The following is a 25,619-nucleotide window of genomic DNA, read 5'->3' as shown; positions in this document are numbered from 1 at the left end:
GTGAGTCTTTGGGTTGTCTGAAGTTAAAAAAATCCCCTCGGACGAGGGGATGCCAAATTAGGCCAACACCAGGGAAATACTTGAATAAACTATACCTTGGTATAGTTTGCGGGAATGTGAGGTAGATCATAAATTTGAGAAAGATCGGTGTTTTTTTCATCACTGTGTCAGGCTATGACTCCCTATACCTCAACTTCAGGTGGTGGGTGGTAATCCCATCTGTTTGATTTCACTCGCGTGATTCTTATTCAAGTTTATCTGGCACTGGTCAATGTAGGATTGATAATCATAAGAGTCTTCATTCAGTTCTGTGGCAACCGAGAGACAAAGTTCGTTCCGGTAGGTTTTCCATTGTTGTTGTGCCTCCAGAAAACGCTGGCTATATACTTCGCCCGAAGTCTCATTGTTCTCTTCTTTTCCGTTAAAAGGCCCAACATTATTGGCTTTTATCCGTTTGACCGTTTCGGATATAAGTTCATCCAATTTTTTGCTGCTGGCATCTTTTTGGGTTGATAGGCAGTTATACGCAGCCGGGATACTACTATTTTGCCTGAAGCAGGTATCACGTTCAGGCCCTGATGAAAGTTCTGCATATGCTGCTACAGGAACAATCAAGGTGATGATAAGGATGATGGCTTTTTTCACTGAAGATACCTTATTCTGTTTCTGTGAGGCTCGTAAGTCATATATATCGGACTGTTTTTTATATGCGATATCAAAGCGGTTCTGCCATCAATAGCAGCTTGAAACAATGACCTGGCGTTGTGAAAATGAACGGTTTATATCGGTAATCGCTGTCGGATTAAATCGGAAAGCGTGGCTGGTTTACGCCGGAATTGGTGATTGAATTGGGGCAGATATGGCTGAAGGCTCTGCTTTTAGGTATGTGTGACGTTAAAAAAATCCCCTCGGAAGAGGGGATGCCAAATTAGGCCAACACCAGGGAAATACTTGGGTTAACTGTACCTTAGTATAGTTTAATGGAACGTGAGGCAGATCACAAATTTAAGAAAGATCGGTGTTTTATGCATCAAGAGTACCAGGTGGTGGTTTAGGCATTGCTGAGGAGCGGATTGGGTGATGTGAAGAGGGCTGATACCTACCCCCCTCCATAAGTTCAGTCGGCGATATCTGGATTGATGAGGCTGATTTCTTCAATACGCCTGGCGTTCATATTGAGAGTGCAGGCTGTTATTGCATTTCCTAAATTATGTGTGCTTTGAGCGCTGGTAGTGGCAGACTGGCAAAAGGTCTCTCTGTAATTTATCCAGATATTTTGACTGGATTTGAATTTAGTGATCATCACACGTTTTTGTTCCTTATTTCCCATCCACCATTGGGTATAGTCCAGGGATTTAATCTCTTTAAGTTTTTTTTCGTAAGCCTGATTTAACGTTTCATCTGATTTTTTAGTAATTTTATCTAAACACTCATCATTATTTTCGCCGAATTTTGAAATGCAAATATTGACATCAATATTGGAAGAAATATCAATCGGTTGCTGATTAGCGGGAGCATAACCCGTGTAGAGAAGCAGCATGCTAATCTGTGTTGCTAAAAAGATTTTCATTTCAGATACCTGATTCTGGATTGATTTCTTCTTGGGTCAAATGGCATTAAGTTGTCTTCAATGTATTTGATGATGTTATGACGATTGTTTCCAGACGCCATAATCTCAACCATTTTAGAGGCCGTATTGTTGCCCTGACGTGCCTGGAGTTGCGTGAATATACCCTCTTTCCATAGTCACGTTTTTCCTGGTAGGCAATTTCAAAAAGTCTGACTTGAACTTTTAACGGCCCGGAAATGTTACGAGGCCGCCAGTGAGGCGAAGTTGCTTCACTTAACGCTTTAATGAACCAGGTTTAAGTAGGTTGAATTAAACCGCTTGGTGACATGTTTAACAGCAGCTGATACCAGCGTATCGCTTCTACAGTCGCGGTGTCGCAGCGGCGATTGACTTGAAGAGTACGGCCAGTAGCTACATGATATCCGGCGTTATCTATCAGGCGTTGAATTGTTTTCACCGCGTCGGGATTATTGGTTCCAAATACATCGACAGATGAGGATAAATACAAGAGGTGTGGGGTATAATTACGATTATGGCGCATATGAATTCCTTTTCATGTTTTTGTGTGTGGTGGAATATTAACCAGGTGTGATGCTTTATTCAACAGCTATCTCATTAATCATATCTGTGAATTTGAGTTGGGTTGATTTTTCTATTTCTTCATATGTCATTATTTAGAACATTGCTGAAAGAATATTCCTATTCTTCGGGTTCGTATTTTCTACAAAATATAACCGCTTGATTGGATAGAGCAATGTCAGCAATAAAGGGATTGCGCAAATAAATAACAGACAAGATTTGTAAGTGCCATTTTGAATAGGACTTTTAACCCGTAAGGATATAGTCTAATCCTGAGGTGGCTTGATGATTATTTTATAACAATGACGATATTATAAAAGAAGAAATTAATTATGAACTGCGGTTGTTAAAAGCATGTTTATCACACGATTGTATAGACGAAAACGAGATAAAAAATAAACTTCCTGTGAAAAAGATAAAGACATCTGCTGTGGCGTTTCTAATGACGGGTTTAGATCTTGAAATTTGATGGCCCCTGCTGGGTTTGAACCAGCGACCAAGCGATTATTAGTCCTAATTTGAAGTGAGTTAAATCAGTAACTTACTGATTTTTATATTTTCTTTAGGCCGAATAGTGATGAAAAGTGGCACATAGCGTTGCGCTCTGCTGCCACTTTGCTGCCATTCCCTTCAACTCATTGATCGTTTTTGAGGTTGCACAAATTAGTCAAGGTCACTCTTGGGAGAGGATATCTGTTTGCAAGGTGCTGTGCTATGCTCTCATTGCCCCAGAAATCGTTTATGACCAACCTATTTTGGAAGAATCCTATCCAATAATCAGGTGCGGTAATTTCATCTTTGTTTATTGGACAAAATATAGAAATGGAAAGTATTCCCCAAACTACCTTTTCAGGGAATATGATATTTTTTTCTGCAAGAAGTACAGCTCCTTCTTTGTGGAAAGAAAATCCCTCTGATAATGAATCACTATGAACCAGACCACACCTTACAACATGATACATTAAGTCTGAAAAATCTGGTTTTAGTATTGGTTCACGTACTCCATCAGTGATTGGGAAGTTGTCGAATATGGTTTCATCGAGATTTATTCCACCAAGTGCCATAAACTCAATCAACCAAGAATATTTTTTTATGATGTTTTTGAAGTGTCTTCGGCTACTGTTTTTTTGCTCATAGTAACGCTGGGATGTCACATCAAGAGCATTACAGGCGTGTTCTAATGCCGCATAAATCTCACCTCGCTCCATGTGATCTATTGCGTACTTAACCCTTTCCCCGATAGTCGGCATGTTGCCTCCGTTACTAAATACCTATTTTAAAATGATCATCATGAATTTTTGTGCAGTGAAGGTTCTATTTCTTTCATATTTCAAACTGATTCAATGGATTAAATGAAATCTCTTCTGACAGATGATCCGGAGAAAAATGTACGTACCGCATCGTTACCTTGATATCTGTGTGCCCTGGTATTCGCTGAAGCACAAGTATATTACCGTCGTTCATCATGAAATGAGAAGCGAAGGTATGCCGTAAAACATGTGCTAGCTGGCCTGGCGGTGTCTCAATGCCTGCGCGTTGTATGGATTTCCTAAAAGCTGAATAGCATGGTTTAAAGGGCAACTGCGCTTTCCTGCTTTGTGGCAGTTCAGCCTGTAATTTTTCAGTTATCGGTACCGCTCGGTTTTTCTTGCCTTTAGTTTTCACGTAGATGATCTGACCGGCGCGGATTTGACTTCCCTTCAAGCCTTCGGCCTCACCCCATCGAACACCAGTTGCCAGGCAGACTTTCACAATAGTCGTCAGATCTTTAGAGCGACTGTTCTCACACTCGGTGAGAAGGATTCTAATTTCCTCGATGGTGAGATACGCCATCTCGGATTCACTGAGCTTAAACTCGCGCACGTTCTCTAACGGATTGGGTGCGGTCCATTCATCCAATCGGCGCAGTTCGTTAAACATCGCCCTGAAATACGCTAGCTCTAAATTTACCGTGCGAGGCGTAACAGTCTTAACTCGACTGGAGCGAGTGATCTTCCCGCTTAACCGATGCTCGCGATAGGACGCGAAAATTTTCGCGTTAAACTCGGTTGCGAGTGGATTTCCCATCGCCTCGCAGGCGAATGCCATTGTGGTTCGTCGCTTCTCCCCATCCGCCAACGTAATGCCATGCGTGTTGAACCGCAATTCAACTAGCTCAATTACTCACCGTTTATCTGTCTTCTCTCCCAGCCAGGGCTTATCTTGAGCCTGTTCTTTTACGTATTTCTCATATGACAGAGCTTCGCCTTTTGTCGCAAACTGGCGGCGTATGCGCTTTCCGTTGCGTCCGTTGGGGAAAATCTGCACCTGCCATTTGTCAGATGGTCATTTACTAACTGCCATTACCTACCTTAAAAAAGCTCGGTCCGAGTGATGACTTTGCCCAAGATTTTGATCTAGTCGCCAGGCACTTGAATGAAGACTTTCCATTCTCAACACGTATTCTCCTGCCGGGAAAACGTACAACCGGGTTTGATCAATAGGACTGTGAAACGTGGGTAACGGATGCCGATGCACAGAAGCAGGCCGACGTTGCAGAGGCTGAGAAACAGAAAACCACGCTAATCAGCAGTGCCAATACCACCACGCAGGCATGACAGACACAGCTGATGCTGGGCATTATCTGTGACGCCGATGATAAAAGCCGCCTTACCGAATGGATGAAATACATCCAGGCGGTGCAGGCCATTAATACCAGCAAAGCACCGGATATCAGCTGGCCCCAGAAACCGGAATAACTGCCAGTATCATCATGTTATAAGGGCTACGGAAGATAAAAATCTCGCAGCTTATGAATTTTTTAACGACACTATTTTTTGTATTTAACTGCAATATAGATGTACGTAACAATCATAAAGAGGATGAAAATCCCTATGCTTCTGATCGCGTACTTTTCCCAGTAAGTTACTGCAATCATGGAGAAAATAACCACCAGAATAGCGGGGAGTGCCCCGGAAAAGTACCAGGTAAGATCTTTAAATATTATCTTGAAGAGTCTGCTTATCATTTCATTAACCTGTATAAGCCCTCGGCCAGTTCTTTATCGGATTTACCAAAAGTACGGAAGTGATTGTTGCGTGACAGTACAGGTTCAACTAAAAATACATCATTTCGAGATTAAGGCTGTAGAGAGCAGAATAATACGCAGGTTGGTACTTATGTAGTTCTTCTGCTTTTTTTGCCGCTTCAGTTGCAAAGCTATAGACGGTTAAGCCCCAGAGGGCGTATTGTGCACCACTCCTGATTTTATTGCGCGCAAAATGGGATGTTAGCGAAAATGAGTGAGCAATAGCTTGTGCGACTGCGAAGGTGAGGGCGCGACTCGTTAAAACACCGTTGGCAGCATGCGAACCCATCCTTGATAGCTCACGGGAAATATTTGTTATTTTATCTTCCGACGCGCTCTTTAAATAGGTCTCCACATATAGTCTGATAAGAAAAAATATAATATCTTTTCTTTTTACGAGTTCAACTAACCCCTTGGCAAACCTGACGTCCTCATTGCTAAGTTTACTGCAAACATCCTGATAGTTTTCCGTCAGGCATGATGTATACCAGGTTGCGCGGGTAAAAGCATCTGAGAGCTGCTGACCTTTCTCCAATACCTCATCTTTAACACCTTTAAGGGCATGCTCCAGTCTGATTGCTAATTCTTTGTCAGCTTCCATCCAGTTAATAATGTAATAATTACTGTAAGCCATCCCTGTTACCTTCCTGGTTAATATATCAATCATTGTTATGCACATTCATTGTGCAAAGGTGAGCTTGCAGAATACTACACGATGAAAATTGAGTAAAAAACCACCTTATGCATTTTTCGGGATCAGAATATTGCTTTTGCATCATTTAACTGTCGTGAAAGGCATTTTCCTCATGTGCCAGCCATTACACAACAGCCAATGCGTGCCTCGTCGTTACGGAGCGCCGACCATAGCGAAACCCCTTAACCGGAGATTCCCCACACTGCCCAGGTACTCATGGACACGATGGCTGAAGCGCAGATATGGGCGGTGGGTGGCGCGCTGAACCCGCGGCATCATCGAGAGCATCTGCGCGAAGCTTCGCAGCCTGGTGAATCAGGGCTGGCCGTTTTGCACGAAAGGCGGTGTCAGCAAGCAGAAGGGGGGTGAGAAAAAATTTGCTGCCAATCGATTTTTTGGCTACAAAAAAACCGCTTCGGAGAGCGGCTCAAATGCATGATTAATATCACTAAATTTGGTGGCCCCTGCTGGGTTTGAACCAGCGACCAAGCGATTATGAGTCGCCTGCTCTAACCACTGAGCTAAGGGGCCAGCGGAGCGGGGATTATAAAGTATCTCGCCAGGGCGATCCAGCCATTGATAGCTGGTTGCTGAAAATTAAACCAGCCTCTGACCCCTTGATATCAATGAGAAAATTCGCAGATCCCACATCCGTTGTCGCAAAAATAACCTAATCTGCAGATGATTCTGAGACAGGGCGGGAAAGCCCTGTCCCTCATTACCATCATGCTTACTGATAACGTGACGCCGGTTTATTGCTCGACAGGTAAGGCTGGAGCGCCACACGTGCGTTATCAAAGTCTTGCCACAGGTCAGTATTCTCCAGTGAGGGGATGGTTACCAGCTCACCAGCGTCGAGCCCACGCAGCGCAGCGCTGACCAGATCCTCAACCTCCATCAACATCTCTGCCGGGAATGATGTAATCGGGGTGCCCGAACGATCAAAAATTTCAGTGCGGGTAGCACCGGGGAGAACTGCCTGTACATGTACGCCGCTATCAACCAGCTCGCGCTGCATGGCGCGCGTCAGCGTGAGTACAAAGGATTTTGTCGCGTTGTAAGCTCCATTGAAGCGTTCGTGTATCAGCGACAGCACGGAAGCGATATTGATGATGGTGCCGTGACCACGCGCGCGAAACGCCTGCGCGGCAGTATGAGCCAGTTGCGTCGGAGCCACGATATTCAATGCCAGCATGGTTTGAATGCGTTCCAGGTCAGCATCGATAAATTCCCCTTCGACACTCATACCTGCGTTATTCAGCAGCAACGTGATGTGGTGGTTTTCACGTAGTTCCTGTTCGATACGCTGCAAATCCTGCGTTTTAGTGAGATCCGCAGGTAAGACGCTGACTTCCACGCCAGCCGATTCACGTAAGCTCTGCGCCAGCGCATTGAGGCGGGTGACATCGCGTGCCACCAGAATCAGGTTATAGCCGCGAGCAGCCAGCTGTTTCGCATAAGTTGCACCAATACCGCTGGATGCGCCGGTGATTAAAGCCAGTTGAGATGATGACATGGTCGATTCCTCTAAATGATGGTTATCATATTTGATGTGCTAAATATGACGATCATAATATTTATCGTCAAGCTGGAATATGATGGTCGTAATAATTACTATGATTGTCGTAACTGATGAACCGGAGAGCAGAGGATGGAAAAGCTGAGTCACAAAGCGCGCACGCGTCAGCGCATACTGGATGAGGCAGCTAAAGTGATGCGTGAATGCGGCACGGAGAGCATTGGTGTTGCGTCGTTGATGAAGCGTGTTGGTTTAACGCATGGCGGTTTCTACGCTCATTTCGCCTCACGTGATGTGTTGGTAGAAGCGGTCATTGCACAGATGTTTGCAGATTCCGCGCAACGGTTAGCGGCGATTGTGCAGATTGAAGATCCGGCGCAGCGGTTGAATCAGTTGATCGACAATTACCTCTCTGATGTGCACCGTGTCACGCCAGGTGAGGGGTGTCCTCTCCCCGCACTTGCCAGCGAAATGGCGCATTTGCCACTTGAGGCGCGCACGCTGTTTTCGCAACGACGCGAAGTGGTGCGTCAGAGACTGGCTCAGCCATTGCAGCAACTCGGCAATCCTCACGCGGACAGGCTGGCCGCCAGCATCCTCGCTGAGATGGTCGGTGCCATGGCGCTGGCACGCGCCTGCCCGGATGACACTGAGGCGAGTCATATTCTGGCTGACAGTCGTCTGTCCGTGAAACAACGTGCCGGGCTGGTGATGGTATGAGTGAACACAACATTCGTGACATCATCGCACCACATTTACAGGTGTTGTTCTGTGGCATCAATCCAGGCCATTCCTCGGCACATACCGGCTATCATTTTGCTCATCCGGGTAACCGCTTCTGGAAGGTGATCCATCTGGCTGGATTCACTCATGAGCAACTGAAGCCGGAGCAGGAACAGCGGCTGCTGGAGACCGGTTGCGGTATTACCATGCTGGTGGAAAGACCAACTGTGCAGGCAACGGAACTGGCGGGGGATGAGCTGCGTGATGGCGGCAGTCGATTGCAGGAGAAAGTGCTGAACTATCAGCCGCGTGCGTTGGCGGTATTGGGCAAAGATGCGTTCCAGCGTGCATTTCGACAGCGCAAAGTGGAGTGGGGTGAGCAGCCACACACTCTCGGCAATACCCGGTTGTGGGTGTTACCTAATCCAAGTGGTTTGAATCGTGCCTCAGTAGAAGCAATGGCATCCGCCTATCGACAGCTGTATGAATGGTTGCAGAAAAACGAGCAGGCATAAAAAACCCCGGTAAACCGGGGTTTTTTTGCTTCAGACTGATTAGTCGTCAAGGAAGCTACGCAGCACTTCGGAACGGCTTGGATGGCGCAGTTTACGCAGCGCCTTAGCTTCAATCTGACGAATACGCTCACGCGTTACGTCAAACTGCTTACCAACCTCTTCCAGCGTGTGGTCGGTATTCATATCGATACCAAAACGCATACGCAGTACTTTCGCTTCACGTGCCGTCAGGCCAGCCAGCACGTCGTGGGTGGCAGAACGCAGGCTCTCAGACGTTGCAGAGTCCAGCGGCAGCTCCAGCGTGGTGTCTTCGATAAAATCGCCCAGATGTGAATCTTCATCATCACCAATCGGCGTCTCCATAGAGATTGGCTCTTTAGCAATTTTCAGCACTTTGCGGATTTTATCTTCCGGCATCAGCATACGCTCAGCCAGTTCTTCCGGCGTCGGTTCGCGGCCCATCTCCTGCAACATCTGGCGCGAAATACGATTGAGTTTGTTGATGGTCTCAATCATATGCACCGGAATACGGATGGTACGCGCCTGGTCGGCGATAGAACGGGTGATTGCCTGACGGATCCACCAGGTGGCATAAGTTGAGAACTTATAACCACGACGATATTCGAACTTATCAACGGCTTTCATCAGACCGATGTTGCCTTCCTGGATCAGGTCGAGGAATTGCAGACCACGGTTGGTGTATTTCTTCGCGATTGAAATCACCAGACGCAGGTTAGCTTCCACCATCTCTTTCTTCGCACGACGCGCTTTGGCTTCGCCGATAGACATACGACGGTTGATATCCTTCACCTGCTCGATGGTCAGGCCGGTTTCTTCTTCAATCTGCGACAGTTTCTGCAGACAACGCATGACGTCATCCTGCACTTCCAGCAGTTTTTCCGACCACGGCTTGTTCATCGCCAGCGCGGCTTTGAACCAGCTTTCACTGGTTTCATTACCGGTGAACAGGGTGATGAAGTTTTTCTTCGGCATTTTGCACAGTTCAACACAAAATTTCATGATGATGCGTTCCTGAGTACGCACTCGCTCCATCATTTCACGCATGTTGTTGACCAGGTAGTCGAACTGCTTCGGTACCAGGCGGAACTGTTTAAATACTTCAGAAAGATTCTGAATCTCGGCAACCGCGTCAGCGTGGCTACGGCCTTTGGCCTTGATCACAGTACGGGTAGTTTCGTACTGGGTACGCAGCTCAACGAATTTCTCGCGCGCCAGTTCCGGATCGATAGAGTTATCGTCATCAGAACTGTCGTCATCGCTCTCTTCGTCGTCATCTTCGTCATCATCGCGGTCTTCTTCAGACAGCTCAGAACCAACGTGAGTGGCGGTCGGTGCCAGATCTTCTTCAGCGTTCGGATCGACAAAACCGGTGATCAGGTCGGACAGACGTGATTCGCCTGCTTCAACACGATCGTACTGATCGAGCAGATAGGTGATTGCTTCCGGATATTCTGCAACGGAGCACTGAACCTGGTTGATGCCGTCTTCGATGCGTTTAGCGATGTCAATTTCGCCTTCGCGCGTCAGCAGTTCAACAGTACCCATTTCGCGCATGTACATGCGCACCGGGTCGGTGGTACGGCCAATTTCAGATTCAACGCTGGATAACACCTGAGCGGCGGCTTCCGCAGCATCTTCGTCAGTATCGGCACTGTTTTCATTCAGCATCAGATCATCGGCATCAGGGGCTTCTTCCACCACCTGAATACCCATATCGTTAATCATCTGGATGATGTCTTCGATCTGATCGGAGTCGACGATATCTTCCGGCAGATGGTCATTGACCTCAGCATAGGTCAGATAGCCCTGCTCCTTACCACGGGTGACAAGTAGCTTAAGCTGTGACTGCGGGTTTTGCTCCATAAGACGGTATCCACACTTCTGTTAATTAGATTGGTGTCGGTCGGCAGCGAGCCAACAATAACAGTGAAGGCGTTGTGTTTTTGCCGCTGCCTTCGTCGCGGCCAGGGCATTTGCCCTCGAGTATTCGGCACTTAAGCCGCTTGGATTCTTTTTTCGGGCCTGGCTTCTCGCCAGGTTCCGCTAATGCTTATCGCCCCGGTTCCCTGCCATTTTAACGGTATCGGCAACCAGAGCGTCTAAAACGGTTATTTCTTTGCCAGTGCCTGGCTCAGCGCCCAGAATTCGCGACGTTCGGCGGCATTTAACCCCTCGGTGCGATCGCGTGCGATGAGCGCTTCAAGACGCTGTTCCAGCGCGGAATCGTAAAGGCTCGCCAGCGAGTCCTGGAACACCGTTTCCGCCTCTTCATCCACTATCATGTGGTTCCAGGTGGCCAGTGTTTCAAGTGTCTGACTAAAATTTGTCCCGCGATATAACTCTAGTAGCTGTCCGGTCGTCAGGCCAGGATTCTCACAACAACGGCTGACTAACTCCACAAACAGCGGCAACCCTGCCATTTTTGACTGCTCCAGGCCTTCGAGAGCAGGCACCATGGCGGCGAATTGCGGATTCTGCACCAGTAATGCCACCAGTACGCGCATGGTGGTGCGCTTCAGCGGTGGCGCGGTGGGTGCGGCTCCACTCTCAGCCTGCTTCGGCAATAACTTCTCTAACTGGTTATCGTCAAGAATGCCGAGTTTATTACCTAATTCCTGACGCATATAAATGCGCAGGGTTTCACCGGGGATCTGTCTAATCAACGGTAACGCCAGCGTACTCAGGCGTGCTTTACCGTCGCGTGTACTCAGATCAACCTGCGGCATCAGGCTGTCGAACAGAAACGTGGAGAGCGGCATGGCCTGCTCCATCCTCGCTTCAAACGCGGCTTTGCCTTCTTTGCGCACCAGCGTGTCCGGGTCCTCGCCATCAGGCAAAAACATAAAGCGTAGCTGACGTCCGTCATTCATGTAAGGCAATGCGGTTTCGAGTGCACGCCAGGCGGCTTCGCGGCCAGCACGGTCACCGTCGTAACAGCAAATCACGTTTTCCGTCGAGCGAAACAGCAGCTGGATATGTTCTGCGGTGGTCGCTGTTCCCAGCGAGGCAACGGCATAATCGATGCCGAACTGCGCCAGAGCCACCACATCCATATATCCTTCCACCACCAGCAGGCGAGCCGGTTGCGGATAATTTTTCAGCGCTTCATACAGGCCGTATAACTGACGACCTTTATGGAAAATCGGTGTTTCCGGCGAGTTCAGGTATTTCGGCGTATCGTTGCCCAGCACACGGCCGCCAAAACCAATCACCCGGCCGCGTTTATCGCGAATCGGAAACATCACCCGGTCGCGAAAGCGATCGTAAGTGCGGCCTTTGTCATTGCTGACCAGCATGCCCGCTTCCATCAGCGACTCACGATCTTCTTTCTGCTGACCAAAACGCTTCAGCGCGTTATCCCAGCCGGGCGGTGCATAGCCAATGGCAAAGTGGTCAATCACTTGCTGGCTAAGGCCGCGCGTGGCGAGGTATTGCTGAGCGGGCTGAGCCTGCGGTTGTCGCAGACTCTGCTGATAAAAGGTGTTCAGACCTTCCAGCAGCTGATAAAGGCTTTGGCGCTGATGGCGTTCCATCTGGCTGGGGCCGTTGCCCGCTTCATAAGGCACTTCAAGGCCGTGCTGTGTGGCCAGTTCTTCAATGCTTTCGACAAACTCAAGACGGTCGAAATTCATCAGGAAGTCGATGGCATTGCCGTGGGCACCACAGCCGAAGCAGTGATAAAACTGCTTATCACCGTTTACGGTGAAAGAGGGCGTTTTCTCGTTATGGAATGGGCAGCACGCATGATAGTTCTTACCCTGCTTTTTCAGCTTAACGCGGGCATCGATAAGATCCACGATGTCCGTGCGGGCAAGTAAATCATTGATAAATACGCGTGGAATTCGTCCAGCCATAAGCCCCGATTTTTCAGCTCATAAACGGCAACAAGCCGCGCTTCCTTTCGGAAAGCACGGCCTCTTACTTGACTCTGTCTGCGTTTATCACGCGGCGGAGGCGAACCTCCGAAAGAAATTAGTACAGACGAGTGCGGCGTGCGTTTTCGCGAGCCAGTTTCTTGGCATGACGCTTAACTGCAGACGCTTTAGCGCGCTTACGTTCGGTAGTCGGTTTTTCATAGAACTCACGACGACGAACTTCAGCCAGAACGCCTGCTTTTTCGCAGGAACGCTTGAAGCGACGCAGTGCTACGTCGAACGGCTCGTTTTCACGTACTTTAATTACCGGCATGTAACTCTCACCTCGATAAAATTCGGTTTTTGCTGCTGACTGCGGCGCCAGCACATTTCAAAATGGTGCATAATTCTACTCCAACCGGGGTTGGCTTGTAAAGCACCAGGAACAAATTGAAACCAACAGGGGCTTGTGCCTTGCGGCTGCCGGTTTTTTCAGGCCGTGGAGTATAGCGCACTCTTTGTGCGACGGAAAAACACTTTTTCGCGGTCAAAGTTGCCCGACCGGCGATCTCCCTGTGGTACACTGCGCGCCGCAAGAAGAGGGTACGAAAAGCTATGCGAGTTCTGGGTATTGAAACGTCCTGCGATGAAACCGGCATCGCGATTTATGACGATGCGTCCGGTCTGCTGGCAAATCAACTATATAGCCAGGTAAAATTGCATGCCGATTACGGCGGCGTGGTGCCAGAACTGGCATCGCGCGATCACGTGCGTAAAACCGTGCCGTTGATTCAGGCGGCGTTAAAACAGGCTGGATTGCAGCCGCAGCAAATTGATGCCGTGGCATATACCGCCGGGCCAGGTTTGGTTGGCGCGTTGCTGGTTGGTGCCACCATTGGTCGCGCACTGGCGTTCGCCTGGAATGTTCCGGCGGTGCCGGTCCATCATATGGAAGGCCATCTGCTGGCACCGATGCTGGAAGAAAACCCGCCAGAATTCCCGTTTGTGGCGCTGCTGGTTTCGGGCGGACACACTCAGCTGATTAGCGTCACTGGCATTGGCGAATACACCCTGCTGGGTGAGTCCATTGACGATGCCGCAGGTGAAGCCTTTGATAAAACCGCCAAACTGCTGGGTCTCGACTATCCCGGTGGCCCCATGCTCTCGCGCATGGCACAGCAGGGCACGCCCGGTCGTTTCACTTTCCCGCGCCCGATGACCGACCGTCCCGGCCTTGATTTTAGCTTTTCCGGCCTGAAAACTTTCGCCGCTAATACCATCCGCCAGCATGCGGATGACGAACAGGCACGCGCTGATATTGCCCGTGCCTTCGAAGATGCAGTGGTGGATACGCTGATGATCAAATGTAAGCGCGCTCTGGAGCAGACGGGTTTCAAACGCCTGGTGATCGCCGGGGGCGTGAGTGCCAACCGCACCCTGCGTGAGCGCATGGCTGAGATGATGCGTGCGCGCGGTGGTGAGGTGTTTTACGCCCGCCCGGAATTCTGTACCGATAACGGTGCCATGATTGCTTATGCGGGTATGGTGCGTCTGAAAGGCGGAACACGGGGTGAACTGGGCGTCAGTGTCCGGCCTCGCTGGCCGCTGGCTGAGCTGCCTGCCATCTGACATAAAAAAACCGGCCTTCGCGCCGGTTTTTTTATTTCTGCTGCTTTTTTTTCCGCTTCCAGATTTTATTTTCCTGGCCGCGCCACAGGCGCTGAATGTTGTCGTGATGACGCAACAAAATCAGGCAGGAAAGCATCGACACCGGAAAGGTGAATTGTGGTTTGAACCACCAGACATAAAAAGGCGCGATCAAGGCGCTGACAATGGCACCCAGCGATGAGTAGCCACTCAGGAGTACCGTCAGCAGCCAGGTGCCGGTCATCAGTCCGGTCAGATCCCAGCCAATCGGCGCAATGGCACCAAACGCTGTCGCCACGCCTTTGCCGCCGCGAAAACGAAAGAAAACGGGATAGATGTGGCCGAGGCAGGCGGCAATCGCCGTCAGGCCAAGATACAGCGGCGGAACATGCAACAGATAAGCGATCCACACCGGCAGCATCCCTTTGGCGATATCAAAGATCAGTACCGCCGCTGCGGGCGCTTTCCCGCCGATGCGTAATACGTTGGTCGCACCGGGGTTACCTGAACCCTGGGTGCGTGGATCCGGCAGACCAGCGAGTTTGCACACCAGTATCGCGCTGGAAATGGAGCCGCATAGATACGCGAAAATAATCATACCAAGCGCGATAGCACTCATAGTTCCATACCGTTCCTGTAGGGTCGTTTTGTTCTCGGTAAGTGTGGATAATACGCATAATCCGCCGGAAGTGGTATCCGGCTTAGCCAAAAACAGAGACTACATCATGGATATCGTATTTATTGAGCAACTCACCGTGTTCACCACTATTGGCGTTTACGACTGGGAACAGGGCATGCAGCAGAAGCTGGTGCTCGATGTCGAAATGGCGTGGGACAACCGCCAGGCAGCGGCCAGCGATGATGTTGATGATTGCCTCAGTTATGCCGATGTCACGGAAGCGATTTTAAACCATCTCAACGGCCAGCGTTTTGCTCTGGTTGAGCGGGTAGCGGAAGAAATTGCGGATCTGTTGATGAATCGTTTCAAAACGCCCGGCGTGCGCATCCGCGTAGGCAAACCGGGGGCTGTAGCGCAGGCAGCAACGGTTGGCGTGCGAATTGAACGCGGGACTATTCCTAAATAAATCTGGCGTGATTGCCATCACAATGAAACCAACCCAAATTATGTTGTGCCTCAGCCAGGGCCGCTGCGTTAAGGGCAGCTTAGTTGTCGAAAACCTTAAGGTTTCCTTCAGACTGGCGCAGGCATAATTTAAGGCGGTAGGCAGATGCGACCGCCTTTTTACTGTTTAAAACGGATAGAGGAAAATTTGATGGCAGATATTCATCAGCTGTGGGTAGCTGCAATCCTGGGGATAGTGGAAGGTCTGACCGAGTTCTTACCGGTCTCGTCCACTGGCCACATGATTATTGTTGGCCACTTATTAGGTTTCGAAGGGGATACCGCCGATACCTTTGAAGTGGTAATTCAGCTCGGTTCTATTCTTGCTGTTGTGGTGATGTTCTGGCGTCGACTCTTTGGCTTAATCGGTATTCATTTTGGTGAAGTGAAACATGAAGGTACCGGCAAAGGCCATCTGACTCTGATCCACATTCTGCTGGGCATGGTGCCAGCGGTGGTCATTGGTCTGCTGCTGCACGATAAAATTAAAGCGCTGTTTAACCCGATTAACGTGATGTATGCGTTGGTGGTGGGTGGCGTGCTGCTGCTGGTGGCGGAATACCTTAAACCAAAGCAGCCGAAAGCGGTGGGGATTGACGATATCACCTATCGTCAGGCGTTTATGATTGGTTGCTTCCAGTGTCTGGCGCTGTGGCCGGGCTTCTCGCGTTCAGGTGCCACCATCTCTGGCGGTATGTTGATGGGCGTGAGCCGCTATGCTGCCTCGGAGTTCTCCTTCATCCTCGCAGTACCGATGATGATGGGTGCGACAGTGCTTGATCTGTACAAAAGCATTGGCTTCCTGACGATGCAGGATCTGCCGATGTTTGCCGTTGGCTTTGTCACCGCTTTCGTGGTGGCGCTGATTGCTATCAAAGCCTTCCTTGAACTGATTAAACGCATCTCCTTCGTCTCATTCGCTATCTACCGCTTTATCATCGCGGGCGTGGTTTACATGCTGTTCATGTGATGCAATGCGCGGCCAGTTACGCTGGCCGCGCGTTAATTAGTCCTTCCTGCAGTGCTTCAATTCGCCGCCGCGTTAACTCTTCCCGTACTTCAGCCCCTTTGAATCCTGCGTCCACCACGGCTTTGGTGGGAACGGACTGCGCCAGCGCAAATGCTTTACGCAGATAATCGCCCTGTGGATAGGCATGGCTCTCCAGCCCGGCACGACCGCGTGCATCGGCTTCACTGGTCAGAGCCATTTGCTCCACACGCTGCGGCTTGCGCCAGGCATCAATGCGATCAAACAGCGCCTCCAGTGCTTCAGCTGGCTGGCGTTCGATGGTGTGAACCATATCGTGAAACTCGGTGACGATAAGCGCCAGATCGCGCACCGAGTTAGGTACGCGCAGTCGCTCACACAGGGTTGCCACAATCGGTACACCGGCCAGACCATGACCGTGATGACTTGGCCATTTCTCTGGTGGCGTGAGGGCTTTACCGGCATCGTGGAACAGCGTGGCAAAGCGTACATCCAGCTGGTCGGACAGCGCAGCCGCCATCGTCAGGGTCATCAGCGAATGGATACCGCTATCAATCTCCGGGTGCCATTTAATGGGGGCAGGGATACCAAACAGATTATCGAGTTCCGGGAACAGCACCTGCAACGCGCCGCAATCACGCAGTACCTGGAAATAAACCTGTGGGTTACGCGTCAGCAGCGCCTTTTCCGTCTCTTTCCAGACACGTTCGGGCGTGAGATGCGCCAGCTCGCCACTGGCGACCATATCTCGCATCAACGCCTGCGTTTCATCGGCGATACGGAAATTGAGGTGGGCAAAACGAGCAGCAAAACGCGCCACACGTAAGACGCGCAGTGGATCTTCATTGAAAGCGGCAGAAACATGGCGCAGGGTGCGGTTGGCCAGATCGCGCTGTCCGGAATACGGATCGATTAACTCACCACTCTCCGTCTGCGCGATGGCATTGATGGTCAGATCGCGTCGCAGCAAATCCTGCTCCAGCGTGACATCCGGCGCAAACCAGGTCACAAACCCGGTATATCCGTTACCGCTTTTGCGCTCAGTACGCGCCAGCGCATACTCTTCACGGCTTTGTGGATGCAAAAAAACCGGAAAATCCCGGCCAACTTGCTGGAAGCCCTGTGCCAGCATCGCATCAGGCGTGGCACCTACTACCACCCAATCTTTATCTTTTACCGGTAAACGCAACAACGCATCACGCACTGCGCCACCGACCAGAAACGTCTTCACTCAACTACTCCAGAGGTCATCTATCTTTGCGTGTCGGGCACGCATCACTCTCTAATTGTTGCACAGTTTGGCCAAAATTCGGGCATGCCAAAAGGGGCATCTTACGATCCCCTCGAAAAAAAGAACGATGATCGGCTTAATTCATCCAGCGATCGTTCTTTTTGCGACGCGGCACCATATGCGGCAACAACAGGCCCAGCAACAGACCCACGCCCAGCACGCCACCGCCATACATAAACCATTGCATGATGATGGTGCGTTGTTTGTCATCCAGCTGGACGTTAGCGGCACTGACTTTTTTCTGCGCGACAATCAGTTCGTTTTTCAGCTTCTGATTTTCGTCTTTCAGGCCGTTGATGGTGCTGTCGCTGTTGGCTACCTTGTTCTGCATATCGGACGTTCGCTGGTTCCAGCTGTTGTCGATGTTCTGCAATTTATCGGTGAGGTCTTTCACCTGCTGCTCCAGCTGCGGCACGCGGGTGCGCAGGCTGGGATCGGCACTCAGCTGGGAGAGCGGAATCCAGGTGGTGCGGCCCTGCGAGTCTTTAATCTGGCCGTACTGGGTATCGTTGTTGGTTTGCAACAACTGTACTTCTTCCCCGGCATTCAGCTTGCCAACCAGGCGAAATTGATCGCCAGGGCCGCTGCGCACCCAGGTAGATAATTCATCGGAAATGTAACGCTTTTCGTCTGCATGAGCTGGAGTGATGGCGCTGAAAGCCAGCAATGAAAGAGCTGCAAGAGTGATTTTTTTCATTCGATATCAATTTTTCGTCATGGCGTAAAATTACCGGCACAGTCTGGAGAGGCTTCCCATAAATCTGAATGAGAACTATCCTGGTCTCAATCTGGTGCGAAAAGGGTCGTAAAAGCAAAAGAAAGCCGAGACAGCATGCATTCTGTGCATTACTCTTCGCCAGATTAACTTCTTAAGTGCCAGCAGCGTATTCAATAAAAAATTATGACCATCGAAATCGAATTAAAGTTCATTGCCACGCCGGAAGCGGCCGAAAAACTGGCTACAACCCTTGCAGCATGGCCACATCAACATGTATCGGCGCGTGAGCTGACCAACATCTATTTTGAAACGGATGACAACCAGCTACGGCGCTGGGATATGGGGCTGCGCATTCGTGGCGTTGATAAGCGTTTTGAAATGACGCTCAAAGCGGCAGGAAAAAGCGTGGGTGGTCTGCATCAACGCCCGGAATATAACGTCGATATCAAGACGCCGGATCTGGACATCTCATTACTCCCCGCCGAAATCTGGCCGCAAGGGACAGATGTGGCGGCGTTACAGCAGCGGCTGGAGCCACTTTTCAGCACCCATTTCCAGCGCGAGATGTGGCTGGTGCAGTTTGCTGACAGCGAAATCGAGGTGGCGTTTGATCGCGGAGCGGTAGCCGCTGGTGAGCTTAGTGAACCTTTATATGAGGTGGAGCTGGAGCTGAAACAGGGGCAGCGTAAAGATCTGCTGCAATTTGCTGCACAGCTTATTGCTATGGGTGGCTTGCGCCTCGGTAGCCTGAGCAAGGCTGCACGGGGTTATCAGCTGGCACAAGGCAATATGCCACGGCCATTGCGCACTTTACCGCTACTGAAAACCCCGGCAAAAGCGACGGTAGAGCAGGGCATGATCAACGCTCTGTCAGCGGGACTGAGTCACTGGCAATACCATGAAGAAGTGTGGTTGCGCGGTAATCCGGCAGCGCAAGACTCGGTGCTGGAAGCTTTAGAAACTCTGCGCCAGGCATTCTCGCTATTTGGTGCGCTGGTGCCTCGCAAAGCCAGCAGTGATTTGCGTCAGAAGCTGACTCGCATGGAAGAGTTGCTGGCTGATAACCCGCAGGATGCAGCGGCACTCAGTTTCTCACTTATCTCTGTCGATGCTCAGTTAGCACTTACTCACTGGTTGGTCGAGGCGCAATGGCAAAACTGGCTGGACGAGAAGAGCAAAAGCAAACTGCAAGGCTCCTTCAAACGCTTTAGCGACATCATGCTGAGCCGTATCACCGCTGATTTGAAAGACACATTTGCTGATGTGCAGCTGTTTAATGAGTTTCAGGACAAAGCGACTCGTCTTAATCGCCAGCTGCTGGCGGTGCATCTGCTGGCAGGCGCGTATCCGGCTGAAGAGGTGAACAACTGGCTGTCAGGCTGGCAGACATTGCAGCATGCCATTGCCATCCAGCAGGAGCGAGGCCTGAATACGCTGGTGAATCAGGCGGTTAAGCAAGCACCATTCTGGCTTAACAGCGGGACGCCACGCTAACGCCACACCAAACAGAATCAGGGAGGGAAGATGTTGTTACCGTTATCGGCGCTGATGCAGGCGCAACTGACCAGTGCGGCAGAAAAGCTAAATGTGTCGCCCGACGTACTGACGCCTGAGCAGGCTGGTGCACTCGCCTTCAGTGACTTTATTGTCGACAACCTGCAGCAGCATCCTGAGTGGTGGCAACAGCTGCAACAACATCCCCCTGAGCCTGATGAGTGGCAGTCGTATGCCAGCTGGCTGAATCAAACGCTACAAAATGTCGATGGCGAAGCCAGCCTGATGCGTGAGCTGCGCCTGTTCCGCCGCCATATGCTGGTGCGTATCGCCTGGATGCAGTGCCTGCATCAGGCCAGCACCATGCACAGTTTGCAGCAACTTAGCGTATTGGCAGAAACCCTGATTGCTGCTGCGCGCGACTGGGTGTGGCAGGATTGCTGTCGCGATTTTGGCACTCCCTGTAATGAAGCCGGTGAGGCTCAGCCGATGCTGATTCTTGGCATGGGCAAACTGGGCGGCAACGAGCTTAACTTCTCCTCAGATATCGACCTGATTTTTGCCTGGCCGGAAAACGGCGTGACGCGCGGTGGCCGACGCGAACTCGATAATGCCCAGTTCTTTACCCGCATGGGCCAGCGCCTGATAAAAGTGCTCGATCAACCGACGGTGGATGGTTTTGTCTACCGGGTGGATATGCGACTGCGTCCGTTTGGCGATAGTGGCCCGCTGGTGCTGAGTTTTGCCGCTCTGGAAGATTATTATCAGGAGCAGGGGCGTGACTGGGAACGCTATGCCATGGTCAAAGCGCGCCTGATGGGCGATGACCAGGGACGCTGGAGCCAGGAATTGCAGCAAATGTTGCGGCCTTTTGTTTATCGCCGCTACATCGATTTTAGCGTCATACAATCGCTGCGTAACATGAAGGGCATGATTGCCCGTGAAGTGCGCCGCCGCGGCCTGAAAGACAACATCAAACTGGGCGCAGGCGGTATTCGCGAGACCGAGTTTATCGTGCAGGTCTTCCAGCTGATACGTGGCGGACGTGAGCGTTCACTTCAGCTGCGCTCCTTGTTGCCAACGCTTGCGGCCATCGGTGAACTGGGTTTGTTGACGCAGCAGCAGGTGGAACATCTGCGCGAGGCCTATCTGTTTTTGCGTCGGCTGGAAAACCTGCTGCAAAGCCTGAATGACGAGCAAACCCAGACGTTACCGGAGAATGAACTTGATCGTCAGCGCCTGGCCTGGGGTATGGGGGCGATTGACTGGTCAACGCTGATTGCCAGCCTTGAACAGCATATGGCGGGTGTGCGTGCCATTTTCGATGAGTTGATTGGCGACGATACGCCAGATATTGATGACCAGCGCGAACTGGCCGAATTCGCCGTATTGTGGCAGGACACGCTCGAAGAGAGCGAACTGGCGGCGCTGGTGCCGCAGCTGGATGAAGCACAGCAACGTGTGTTGTATGAGGCGCTTAACGCTTTTCGTCTGGATGTGGGGCGTCGCACCATTGGGCCACGCGGTCGTCAGGCGCTCGATCAACTGATGCCGCGTCTGCTGAGTGAGGTCTGCCCACGCCCTGATGCCGCAATGATCCTCAGCCGCCTGACCCCGCTGCTGCTGGGTGTCCTGACGCGCAGCACCTATCTGGAGCTGTTAACCGAATACCATGGTGCGCTACGCCATCTGATCCGCCTGTGCGCCGCCTCACCGATGATTGCCAGCCAGCTGGCGCGTTATCCCCTGCTGCTGGATGAACTGCTCGACCCGGCGACGCTCTATCAACCCACCGCCACGGATGCTTATCGTGATGAACTGCGCCAGTATCTGATGCGCATTCCCACGGATGATGAAGAGCAGCAGCTGGAAGCGTTGCGCCAGTTTAAGCAGGCACAGCATTTGCGCATTGCGGCAGCCGACATAGCCGAAACGTTGCCAGTGATGAAAGTGAGTGATCACTTAACCTGGCTGGCCGAAGCGATTATCGAATCGGTGGTTCAACAGGCGTGGAACATGATGGTGCAGCGTTATGGACGACCGTCCCATCTGACGAATGACAGCGAACGGGGTTTTGCGGTGGTCGGCTACGGCAAGCTCGGCGGTTGGGAACTGGGCTATAGCTCCGACCTTGACCTGGTTTTCCTGCATGATTGCCCGAATGAAGCGGTAACCGATGGCGAACGCTCCATTGATGGTCGCCAGTTCTATCTGCGTCTGGCGCAGCGTGTGATGCATCTGTTCAGCACGCGCACCTCTTCCGGCATTTTGTATGAAGTGGATGCACGCCTGCGCCCGTCCGGCGCAGCCGGGATGCTGGTTAGCACGTTTGCCGCGTTTGATGATTATCAGCGTAACGAAGCATGGACCTGGGAACATCAGGCGCTGGTGCGTGCGCGCATTGTGTTTGGTGCCCCGGCGCTGTGTGATCAATTCAATCAGATCCGGCGCGGCATTCTCTGCCTGCCACGGGATGAAGATACGCTGCGCAAAGACGTGCGTGAGATGCGGGAAAAAATGCGGGCGCACCTTAGCAACAAACATAAAGGGCGCTGGGAAATCAAAACCGATGAAGGTGGTATCACCGATATTGAATTCATCGCGCAATATCTTGTCTTAGGCTACGCCGCCCGGCAGCCCGCTCTGACGCGCTGGTCCGATAATGTACGCATCTTCGAGCTGATGGCACAGCATGACATTATGCCGGACGAGGAAGCGCGAGCGTTGACGCATGCTTATGTCACGCTGCGCGATGCGCTGCATCATCTGGCTTTGCAGGAGCTGCCTGGCCATGTGGAGCCGGAAGCATTTGCGGCAGAACGCGCCACGGTTAATGCCAGCTGGCAACGCTGGCTGGCCGAATCTGACAGCGCGGAACACTAAGCATTCTGTGCTATTATCCGCGCACTATTTTTATCGCAGTCTGGAGTCTCTGGAATGAAAGTAACACTGCCCGCATTTAACCAGGCCGCTGTGCTGGTTGTCGGTGATGTGATGTTAGACCGCTACTGGTATGGCCCTACCAGCCGTATCTCTCCTGAAGCCCCGGTGCCGGTGGTGAAAGTGGATACCGTGGAGGAGCGTCCTGGCGGCGCGGCCAACGTGGCGATGAACATTGCAGCACTGGGGGCGGCTTCACGTCTGATCGGCCTGACCGGCGAAGATGATGCGGCGCGTGTGCTGAGCAGCACATTGCAGCAGGTGAAGGTGGACTGCGATTTCGTGGCGGTAAAAAGCCATCCGACCATTACCAAATTGCGCGTACTGTCGCGTAATCAGCAGCTGATTCGCCTCGATTTTGAAGAGGGGTTTGAGCAGGTCGATCCCGAGCCGATCCATCAGCGTCTGCGTCAGTCGCTGGCCCAGGCGGGCGCGCTGGTGCTGTCTGACTATGCGAAAGGGGCGCTGAATAGCGTGCAGACCATGATCCAGCTGGCGCGTGAAGCCAAAGTGCCCGTGTTGATCGACCCGAAAGGCACCGATTTCGCCCGCTATCGCGGTGCGACGCTACTTACGCCGAACCTGTCAGAGTTTGAAGCGGTGGTGGGTAAATGCAAAAACGAAGACGAGCTTGTCAGTCGTGGCATGCAGCTGGTGGCCGATTATGATCTTTCTGCGTTGCTGGTGACCCGTTCAGAGAATGGGATGACCTTGCTGCAACCAGGCAAAGCACCGCTACATCTGCCAACTCAGGCGCAGGAAGTGTACGACGTGACGGGTGCCGGTGACACGGTGATTGGCGTGCTGGCTGCGGTACTGGCCGCTGGTGAAAGTCTTGAAGAAGCGTGTTTCCTCGCGAATGCGGCGGCTGGTGTGGTGGTTGGCAAACTGGGTACGTCTACCGTCAGCCCGGTAGAACTGGAAAATGCTATCCATGCCCGCCCGGACAGCGGTTTTGGCGTCATGGACGAGGAACAGCTGAAAGCGGCGGTGGCCATGGCTCGCCAGCGTGGCGAAAAAGTGGTGATGACCAATGGCGTGTTTGACATCCTTCATGCGGGGCATGTTTCCTACCTGGCGAATGCGCGCAAGCTGGGCGATCGTCTGATTGTGGCGGTGAACAGTGATGCTTCGACCAAACGCCTGAAAGGTGAGACACGTCCGGTCAATCCGCTGGAAAACCGTATGATTGTGCTGGGTGCACTGGAGGCAGTGGATTGGGTGGTGTCATTCGAAGAAGACACGCCACAGCGTCTGATTGCTGAAGTGCTGCCGGACCTGCTGGTGAAAGGCGGTGACTACAAACCGGAAGATATTGCCGGTAGCAAAGAGGTGTGGGCGAACGGCGGTGACGTGCGGGTGCTCAACTTTGAAGATGGTATTTCTACCACCAATATCATCAAAACCATTCGCAGCCATTAAGCTGAAAGCTTACCCGCATTGATTTGTAGCGGCGCGATTTATCGCGCCGCTACAAAATGTGTTTTTGAGCCTTCGCTCGCGTTGTTATTTGGTTTCTTCAGCCTTCACTACGTCAGCGGCGGGTGGCACGCTGCGGCTTTCCAGCTGAGCCAGACGCTGTTCCAGCGCGGCCAGTTTCTCACGGGTACGCAGCAGTACCTGGGTCTGTACATCAAACTCTTCACGGTTAACCAGGTCCATACGGGTTAATTGCGCCTGCAAAACCTGACGAATTTTCTTTTCGACATCGTCGCCAAATTCGCGAATTCCTTTCGGCATGGCTTCGTGCACCTGGCGAGCCAGTTGTTCAATTTTTTTCGTGTCGATCATGATAATTTCCTGGTTACGGGGCCGATGACAGCGCGTGTTCGGTCTTTATAAGCCTTAAGTGTAATGCCAGAAACGAAAAGGTTAAACCTGAAATCTGCACCGCAGGAAATGCAAAAGCATTTGCGCTTTTGTTGATTGCCCGACCAGATGATTGGCGCTATAGTGATTTTGCTTATTCTCAGGGCGGGGCGAAATTCCCCACCGGCGGTAAATCAGCTTCGGCTGAAAGCCCGCGAGCGCTTCCACTGCAAAGGGGAAGGTCAGCAGATCCGGTGTAATTCCGGGGCCGACGGTTAAAGTCCGGATGGGAGAGGGTAACGACATCAAACGGGCTATGCCCGCGTCACGTTATTGCCATGTGTTTTTTACGCACTCCTAAGCTCGCCCTGATTCTGGTAACTCATATTTTAAATAAAGGTTTTTTACCATGAATCAGACGCTACTTTCTGAATTTGGCACGCCGGAACAGCGTGTAGAACGCGCCATTGATGCACTGCGTAATGGTCGCGGTGTGATGGTGCTCGACGATGAAAATCGTGAAAACGAAGGCGATATGATCTTTGCCGCCGAAACCATGACCGTTGAGCAGATGGCACTGACCATCCGCCACGGCAGCGGCATTGTTTGCCTTTGCCTGACTGAAGAACGCCGTCAGCAGCTCGATCTGCCAATGATGGTGGAGAATAATACCAGCTCCTTCGGCACCGGTTTTACCGTGACTATCGAAGCCGCACAGGGTGTGACCACCGGCGTTTCTGCCAAAGACCGTCTCACCACTATTCGTACCGCCGTCGCTGATGGTGCTAAACCAAGCGATCTGAACCGCCCAGGTCATGTGTTCCCGCTGCGCGCCCGTGAAGGCGGCGTGCTGGCACGTGGTGGTCATACTGAAGCCACTATCGATCTGGTTACGCTGGCCGGGTTCAAACCCGCCGGTGTGCTGTGTGAACTGACTAATGATGACGGCAGCATGGCGCACGCTCCGGAAGTGGTTGTGTTTGCTAAGCAGCACGATATGCCGGTGGTGACGATTGAAGATCTGGTGGCCTATCGCCGCCAGCGCGAAACCCGTCAGGCAAGCTGAG

The 25,619-nt window shown here is 51.5% G+C and carries 22 protein-coding genes, 1 tRNA gene, 3 pseudogenes and 1 riboswitch; of the genes and pseudogenes, 11 read left to right on the top strand and 15 right to left on the bottom strand.

Translation table 11 applies throughout. The annotated features are described in order from the left end of the window. Positions 1 to 195: 195 nt before the first annotated feature. The 5 genes and pseudogenes from CUN67_RS17425 to CUN67_RS17405 all read right to left on the bottom strand — a co-directional run bounded on the left by CUN67_RS17425 (position 196) and on the right by CUN67_RS17405 (position 4,456). Positions 196 to 645 (bottom strand): lysozyme inhibitor LprI family protein, encoded by a 450-nt coding sequence (locus CUN67_RS17425; RefSeq protein WP_208716538.1) that lies wholly within the window; start codon positions 643 to 645, stop codon positions 196 to 198. A gap of 472 nt (positions 646 to 1,117) precedes the next feature. Then, positions 1,118 to 1,570: a lysozyme inhibitor LprI family protein gene (locus tag CUN67_RS17420; RefSeq protein ID WP_254711365.1), complete on the bottom strand. Its 453-nt coding sequence runs from the start codon at positions 1,568 to 1,570 to the stop codon at positions 1,118 to 1,120. Between the two features lie 295 nt (positions 1,571 to 1,865). Next, the gene (locus CUN67_RS30420) at positions 1,866 to 2,111 is read right to left on the bottom strand and encodes a hypothetical protein (protein WP_254711364.1); all 246 of its coding nucleotides are present in this window, start codon (positions 2,109 to 2,111) and stop codon (positions 1,866 to 1,868) included. Positions 2,112 to 2,784: 673 nt separating this feature from the next. Then, entirely contained in the window at positions 2,785 to 3,399 is a 615-nt protein-coding gene (locus CUN67_RS17410; RefSeq protein WP_208716537.1) for a hypothetical protein, read from the bottom strand. 73 nt (positions 3,400 to 3,472) lie between these two features. Further along, positions 3,473 to 4,456: pseudogene (locus tag CUN67_RS17405) on the bottom strand (phage integrase). Positions 4,457 to 4,650: 194 nt separating this feature from the next. Between CUN67_RS17405 and CUN67_RS30690 the strand changes: the two are divergent. Further along, a pseudogene (locus CUN67_RS30690) lies at positions 4,651 to 4,887 on the top strand (tail fiber assembly protein); the annotation flags it as partial. A 357-nt stretch (positions 4,888 to 5,244) separates the two neighbouring features. Here the strand turns inward: CUN67_RS30690 and CUN67_RS17395 are convergent. Continuing rightward, positions 5,245 to 5,850: a hypothetical protein gene (locus tag CUN67_RS17395; RefSeq protein ID WP_208716536.1), complete on the bottom strand. Its 606-nt coding sequence runs from the start codon at positions 5,848 to 5,850 to the stop codon at positions 5,245 to 5,247. 261 nt (positions 5,851 to 6,111) lie between these two features. On the opposite strand from CUN67_RS17395, the pseudogene CUN67_RS30410 reads away from it, so the two are divergent. Then, positions 6,112 to 6,235, top strand: a pseudogene (locus CUN67_RS30410) (phage tail protein); the annotation flags it as partial. A 130-nt stretch (positions 6,236 to 6,365) separates the two neighbouring features. Here the strand turns inward: CUN67_RS30410 and CUN67_RS17390 are convergent. Together CUN67_RS17390 and CUN67_RS17385 are read right to left on the bottom strand one after the other, a co-directional pair. Next, a tRNA-Ile gene (locus tag CUN67_RS17390) sits at positions 6,366 to 6,441 on the bottom strand. 199 nt (positions 6,442 to 6,640) lie between these two features. Then, positions 6,641 to 7,426, bottom strand: a complete 786-nt coding sequence (locus tag CUN67_RS17385) for an SDR family NAD(P)-dependent oxidoreductase (RefSeq protein ID WP_208716535.1) — start codon at positions 7,424 to 7,426, stop codon at positions 6,641 to 6,643. A gap of 135 nt (positions 7,427 to 7,561) precedes the next feature. On the opposite strand from CUN67_RS17385, the gene CUN67_RS17380 reads away from it, so the two are divergent. Both CUN67_RS17380 and mug read left to right on the top strand, forming a co-directional pair. After that, positions 7,562 to 8,149 carry a TetR/AcrR family transcriptional regulator gene (locus tag CUN67_RS17380; protein WP_208716534.1) on the top strand — a complete coding sequence of 196 codons (588 nt, stop codon included), beginning with the start codon at positions 7,562 to 7,564 and terminating at the stop codon, positions 8,147 to 8,149. After that, complete coding sequence (gene mug / locus CUN67_RS17375) at positions 8,146 to 8,667, top strand: G/U mismatch-specific DNA glycosylase (RefSeq protein ID WP_208716533.1); 522 nt, start codon at positions 8,146 to 8,148, stop codon at positions 8,665 to 8,667. The genes CUN67_RS17380 and mug overlap by 4 nt, the downstream gene beginning before the upstream one ends. Positions 8,668 to 8,706: 39 nt before the next feature. Here the strand turns inward: mug and rpoD are convergent, their stop codons facing one another. The 3 genes from rpoD to rpsU form a co-directional block, all read right to left on the bottom strand. Beyond that, the gene (gene rpoD, locus CUN67_RS17370; protein ID WP_208716532.1) at positions 8,707 to 10,551 is read right to left on the bottom strand and encodes an RNA polymerase sigma factor RpoD; all 1,845 of its coding nucleotides are present in this window, start codon (positions 10,549 to 10,551) and stop codon (positions 8,707 to 8,709) included. A gap of 245 nt (positions 10,552 to 10,796) precedes the next feature. Beyond that, positions 10,797 to 12,542, bottom strand: coding sequence for a DNA primase (gene dnaG / locus CUN67_RS17365; RefSeq protein WP_208716531.1), 1,746 nt, complete (start codon positions 12,540 to 12,542; stop codon positions 10,797 to 10,799). A 118-nt stretch (positions 12,543 to 12,660) separates the two neighbouring features. After that, positions 12,661 to 12,876, bottom strand: a complete 216-nt coding sequence (gene rpsU / locus CUN67_RS17360) for a 30S ribosomal protein S21 (RefSeq protein WP_001144069.1) — start codon at positions 12,874 to 12,876, stop codon at positions 12,661 to 12,663. A 281-nt stretch (positions 12,877 to 13,157) separates the two neighbouring features. Between rpsU and tsaD the strand changes: the two genes are divergently transcribed. Then, positions 13,158 to 14,171 (top strand): tRNA (adenosine(37)-N6)-threonylcarbamoyltransferase complex transferase subunit TsaD, encoded by a 1,014-nt coding sequence (tsaD, locus tag CUN67_RS17355; RefSeq protein ID WP_208716530.1) that lies wholly within the window; start codon positions 13,158 to 13,160, stop codon positions 14,169 to 14,171. A 31-nt stretch (positions 14,172 to 14,202) separates the two neighbouring features. On the opposite strand, the gene plsY is transcribed toward tsaD, so the two are convergent. Further along, a complete protein-coding gene (plsY, locus tag CUN67_RS17350) occupies positions 14,203 to 14,808 on the bottom strand; it encodes a glycerol-3-phosphate 1-O-acyltransferase PlsY (RefSeq protein WP_208716529.1) in 606 nt (201 codons plus the stop codon). A gap of 106 nt (positions 14,809 to 14,914) precedes the next feature. Between plsY and folB the strand changes: the two genes are divergently transcribed. Both folB and bacA read left to right on the top strand, forming a co-directional pair. Beyond that, entirely contained in the window at positions 14,915 to 15,274 is a 360-nt protein-coding gene (folB, locus tag CUN67_RS17345; RefSeq protein WP_013510542.1) for a bifunctional dihydroneopterin aldolase/7,8-dihydroneopterin epimerase, read from the top strand. Between the two features lie 189 nt (positions 15,275 to 15,463). Beyond that, positions 15,464 to 16,282, top strand: a complete 819-nt coding sequence (bacA, locus tag CUN67_RS17340) for an undecaprenyl-diphosphate phosphatase (RefSeq protein ID WP_208716528.1) — start codon at positions 15,464 to 15,466, stop codon at positions 16,280 to 16,282. A gap of 16 nt (positions 16,283 to 16,298) precedes the next feature. Here the strand turns inward: bacA and CUN67_RS17335 are convergent, their stop codons facing one another. Both CUN67_RS17335 and CUN67_RS17330 read right to left on the bottom strand, forming a co-directional pair. After that, positions 16,299 to 17,531 carry a multifunctional CCA addition/repair protein gene (locus CUN67_RS17335; RefSeq protein ID WP_208716527.1) on the bottom strand — a complete coding sequence of 411 codons (1,233 nt, stop codon included), beginning with the start codon at positions 17,529 to 17,531 and terminating at the stop codon, positions 16,299 to 16,301. 136 nt (positions 17,532 to 17,667) lie between these two features. Further along, a complete protein-coding gene (locus CUN67_RS17330) occupies positions 17,668 to 18,288 on the bottom strand; it encodes a TIGR04211 family SH3 domain-containing protein (RefSeq protein ID WP_084876866.1) in 621 nt (206 codons plus the stop codon). Between the two features lie 204 nt (positions 18,289 to 18,492). On the opposite strand from CUN67_RS17330, the gene CUN67_RS17325 reads away from it, so the two are divergent. Genes CUN67_RS17325 through hldE form a run of 3 tightly spaced genes read left to right on the top strand, consistent with a single transcriptional unit; the run spans position 18,493 to position 24,165 of the window. Next, positions 18,493 to 19,803 carry a CYTH domain-containing protein gene (locus tag CUN67_RS17325; RefSeq protein ID WP_208716526.1) on the top strand — a complete coding sequence of 437 codons (1,311 nt, stop codon included), beginning with the start codon at positions 18,493 to 18,495 and terminating at the stop codon, positions 19,801 to 19,803. A gap of 30 nt (positions 19,804 to 19,833) precedes the next feature. Beyond that, complete coding sequence (glnE, locus tag CUN67_RS17320; protein ID WP_208716525.1) at positions 19,834 to 22,686, top strand: bifunctional [glutamate--ammonia ligase]-adenylyl-L-tyrosine phosphorylase/[glutamate--ammonia-ligase] adenylyltransferase; 2,853 nt, start codon at positions 19,834 to 19,836, stop codon at positions 22,684 to 22,686. A 54-nt stretch (positions 22,687 to 22,740) separates the two neighbouring features. Continuing rightward, entirely contained in the window at positions 22,741 to 24,165 is a 1,425-nt protein-coding gene (hldE, locus tag CUN67_RS17315; protein WP_208716524.1) for a bifunctional D-glycero-beta-D-manno-heptose-7-phosphate kinase/D-glycero-beta-D-manno-heptose 1-phosphate adenylyltransferase HldE, read from the top strand. An 84-nt stretch (positions 24,166 to 24,249) separates the two neighbouring features. Here hldE and ubiK read toward each other — a convergent pair whose 3' ends face one another. After that, complete coding sequence (ubiK, locus tag CUN67_RS17310; protein ID WP_208716523.1) at positions 24,250 to 24,534, bottom strand: ubiquinone biosynthesis accessory factor UbiK; 285 nt, start codon at positions 24,532 to 24,534, stop codon at positions 24,250 to 24,252. Between the two features lie 170 nt (positions 24,535 to 24,704). Continuing rightward, positions 24,705 to 24,854: riboswitch (FMN riboswitch) on the top strand. A gap of 107 nt (positions 24,855 to 24,961) precedes the next feature. Here ubiK and ribB point away from each other — a divergent pair. Further along, entirely contained in the window at positions 24,962 to 25,618 is a 657-nt protein-coding gene (ribB, locus tag CUN67_RS17305) for a 3,4-dihydroxy-2-butanone-4-phosphate synthase (RefSeq protein ID WP_208716522.1), read from the top strand. The last annotated feature ends 1 nt before the right edge of the window (position 25,619 follow it).

Origin of the sequence: Pantoea cypripedii (genome assembly GCF_011395035.1) — a bacterium.
GTDB lineage: Bacteria > Pseudomonadota > Gammaproteobacteria > Enterobacterales > Enterobacteriaceae > Pantoea > Pantoea cypripedii_A.
Note: the sequence above shows the minus strand (reverse complement) of the source record. Positions and strands in the feature narration are given on the sequence as shown.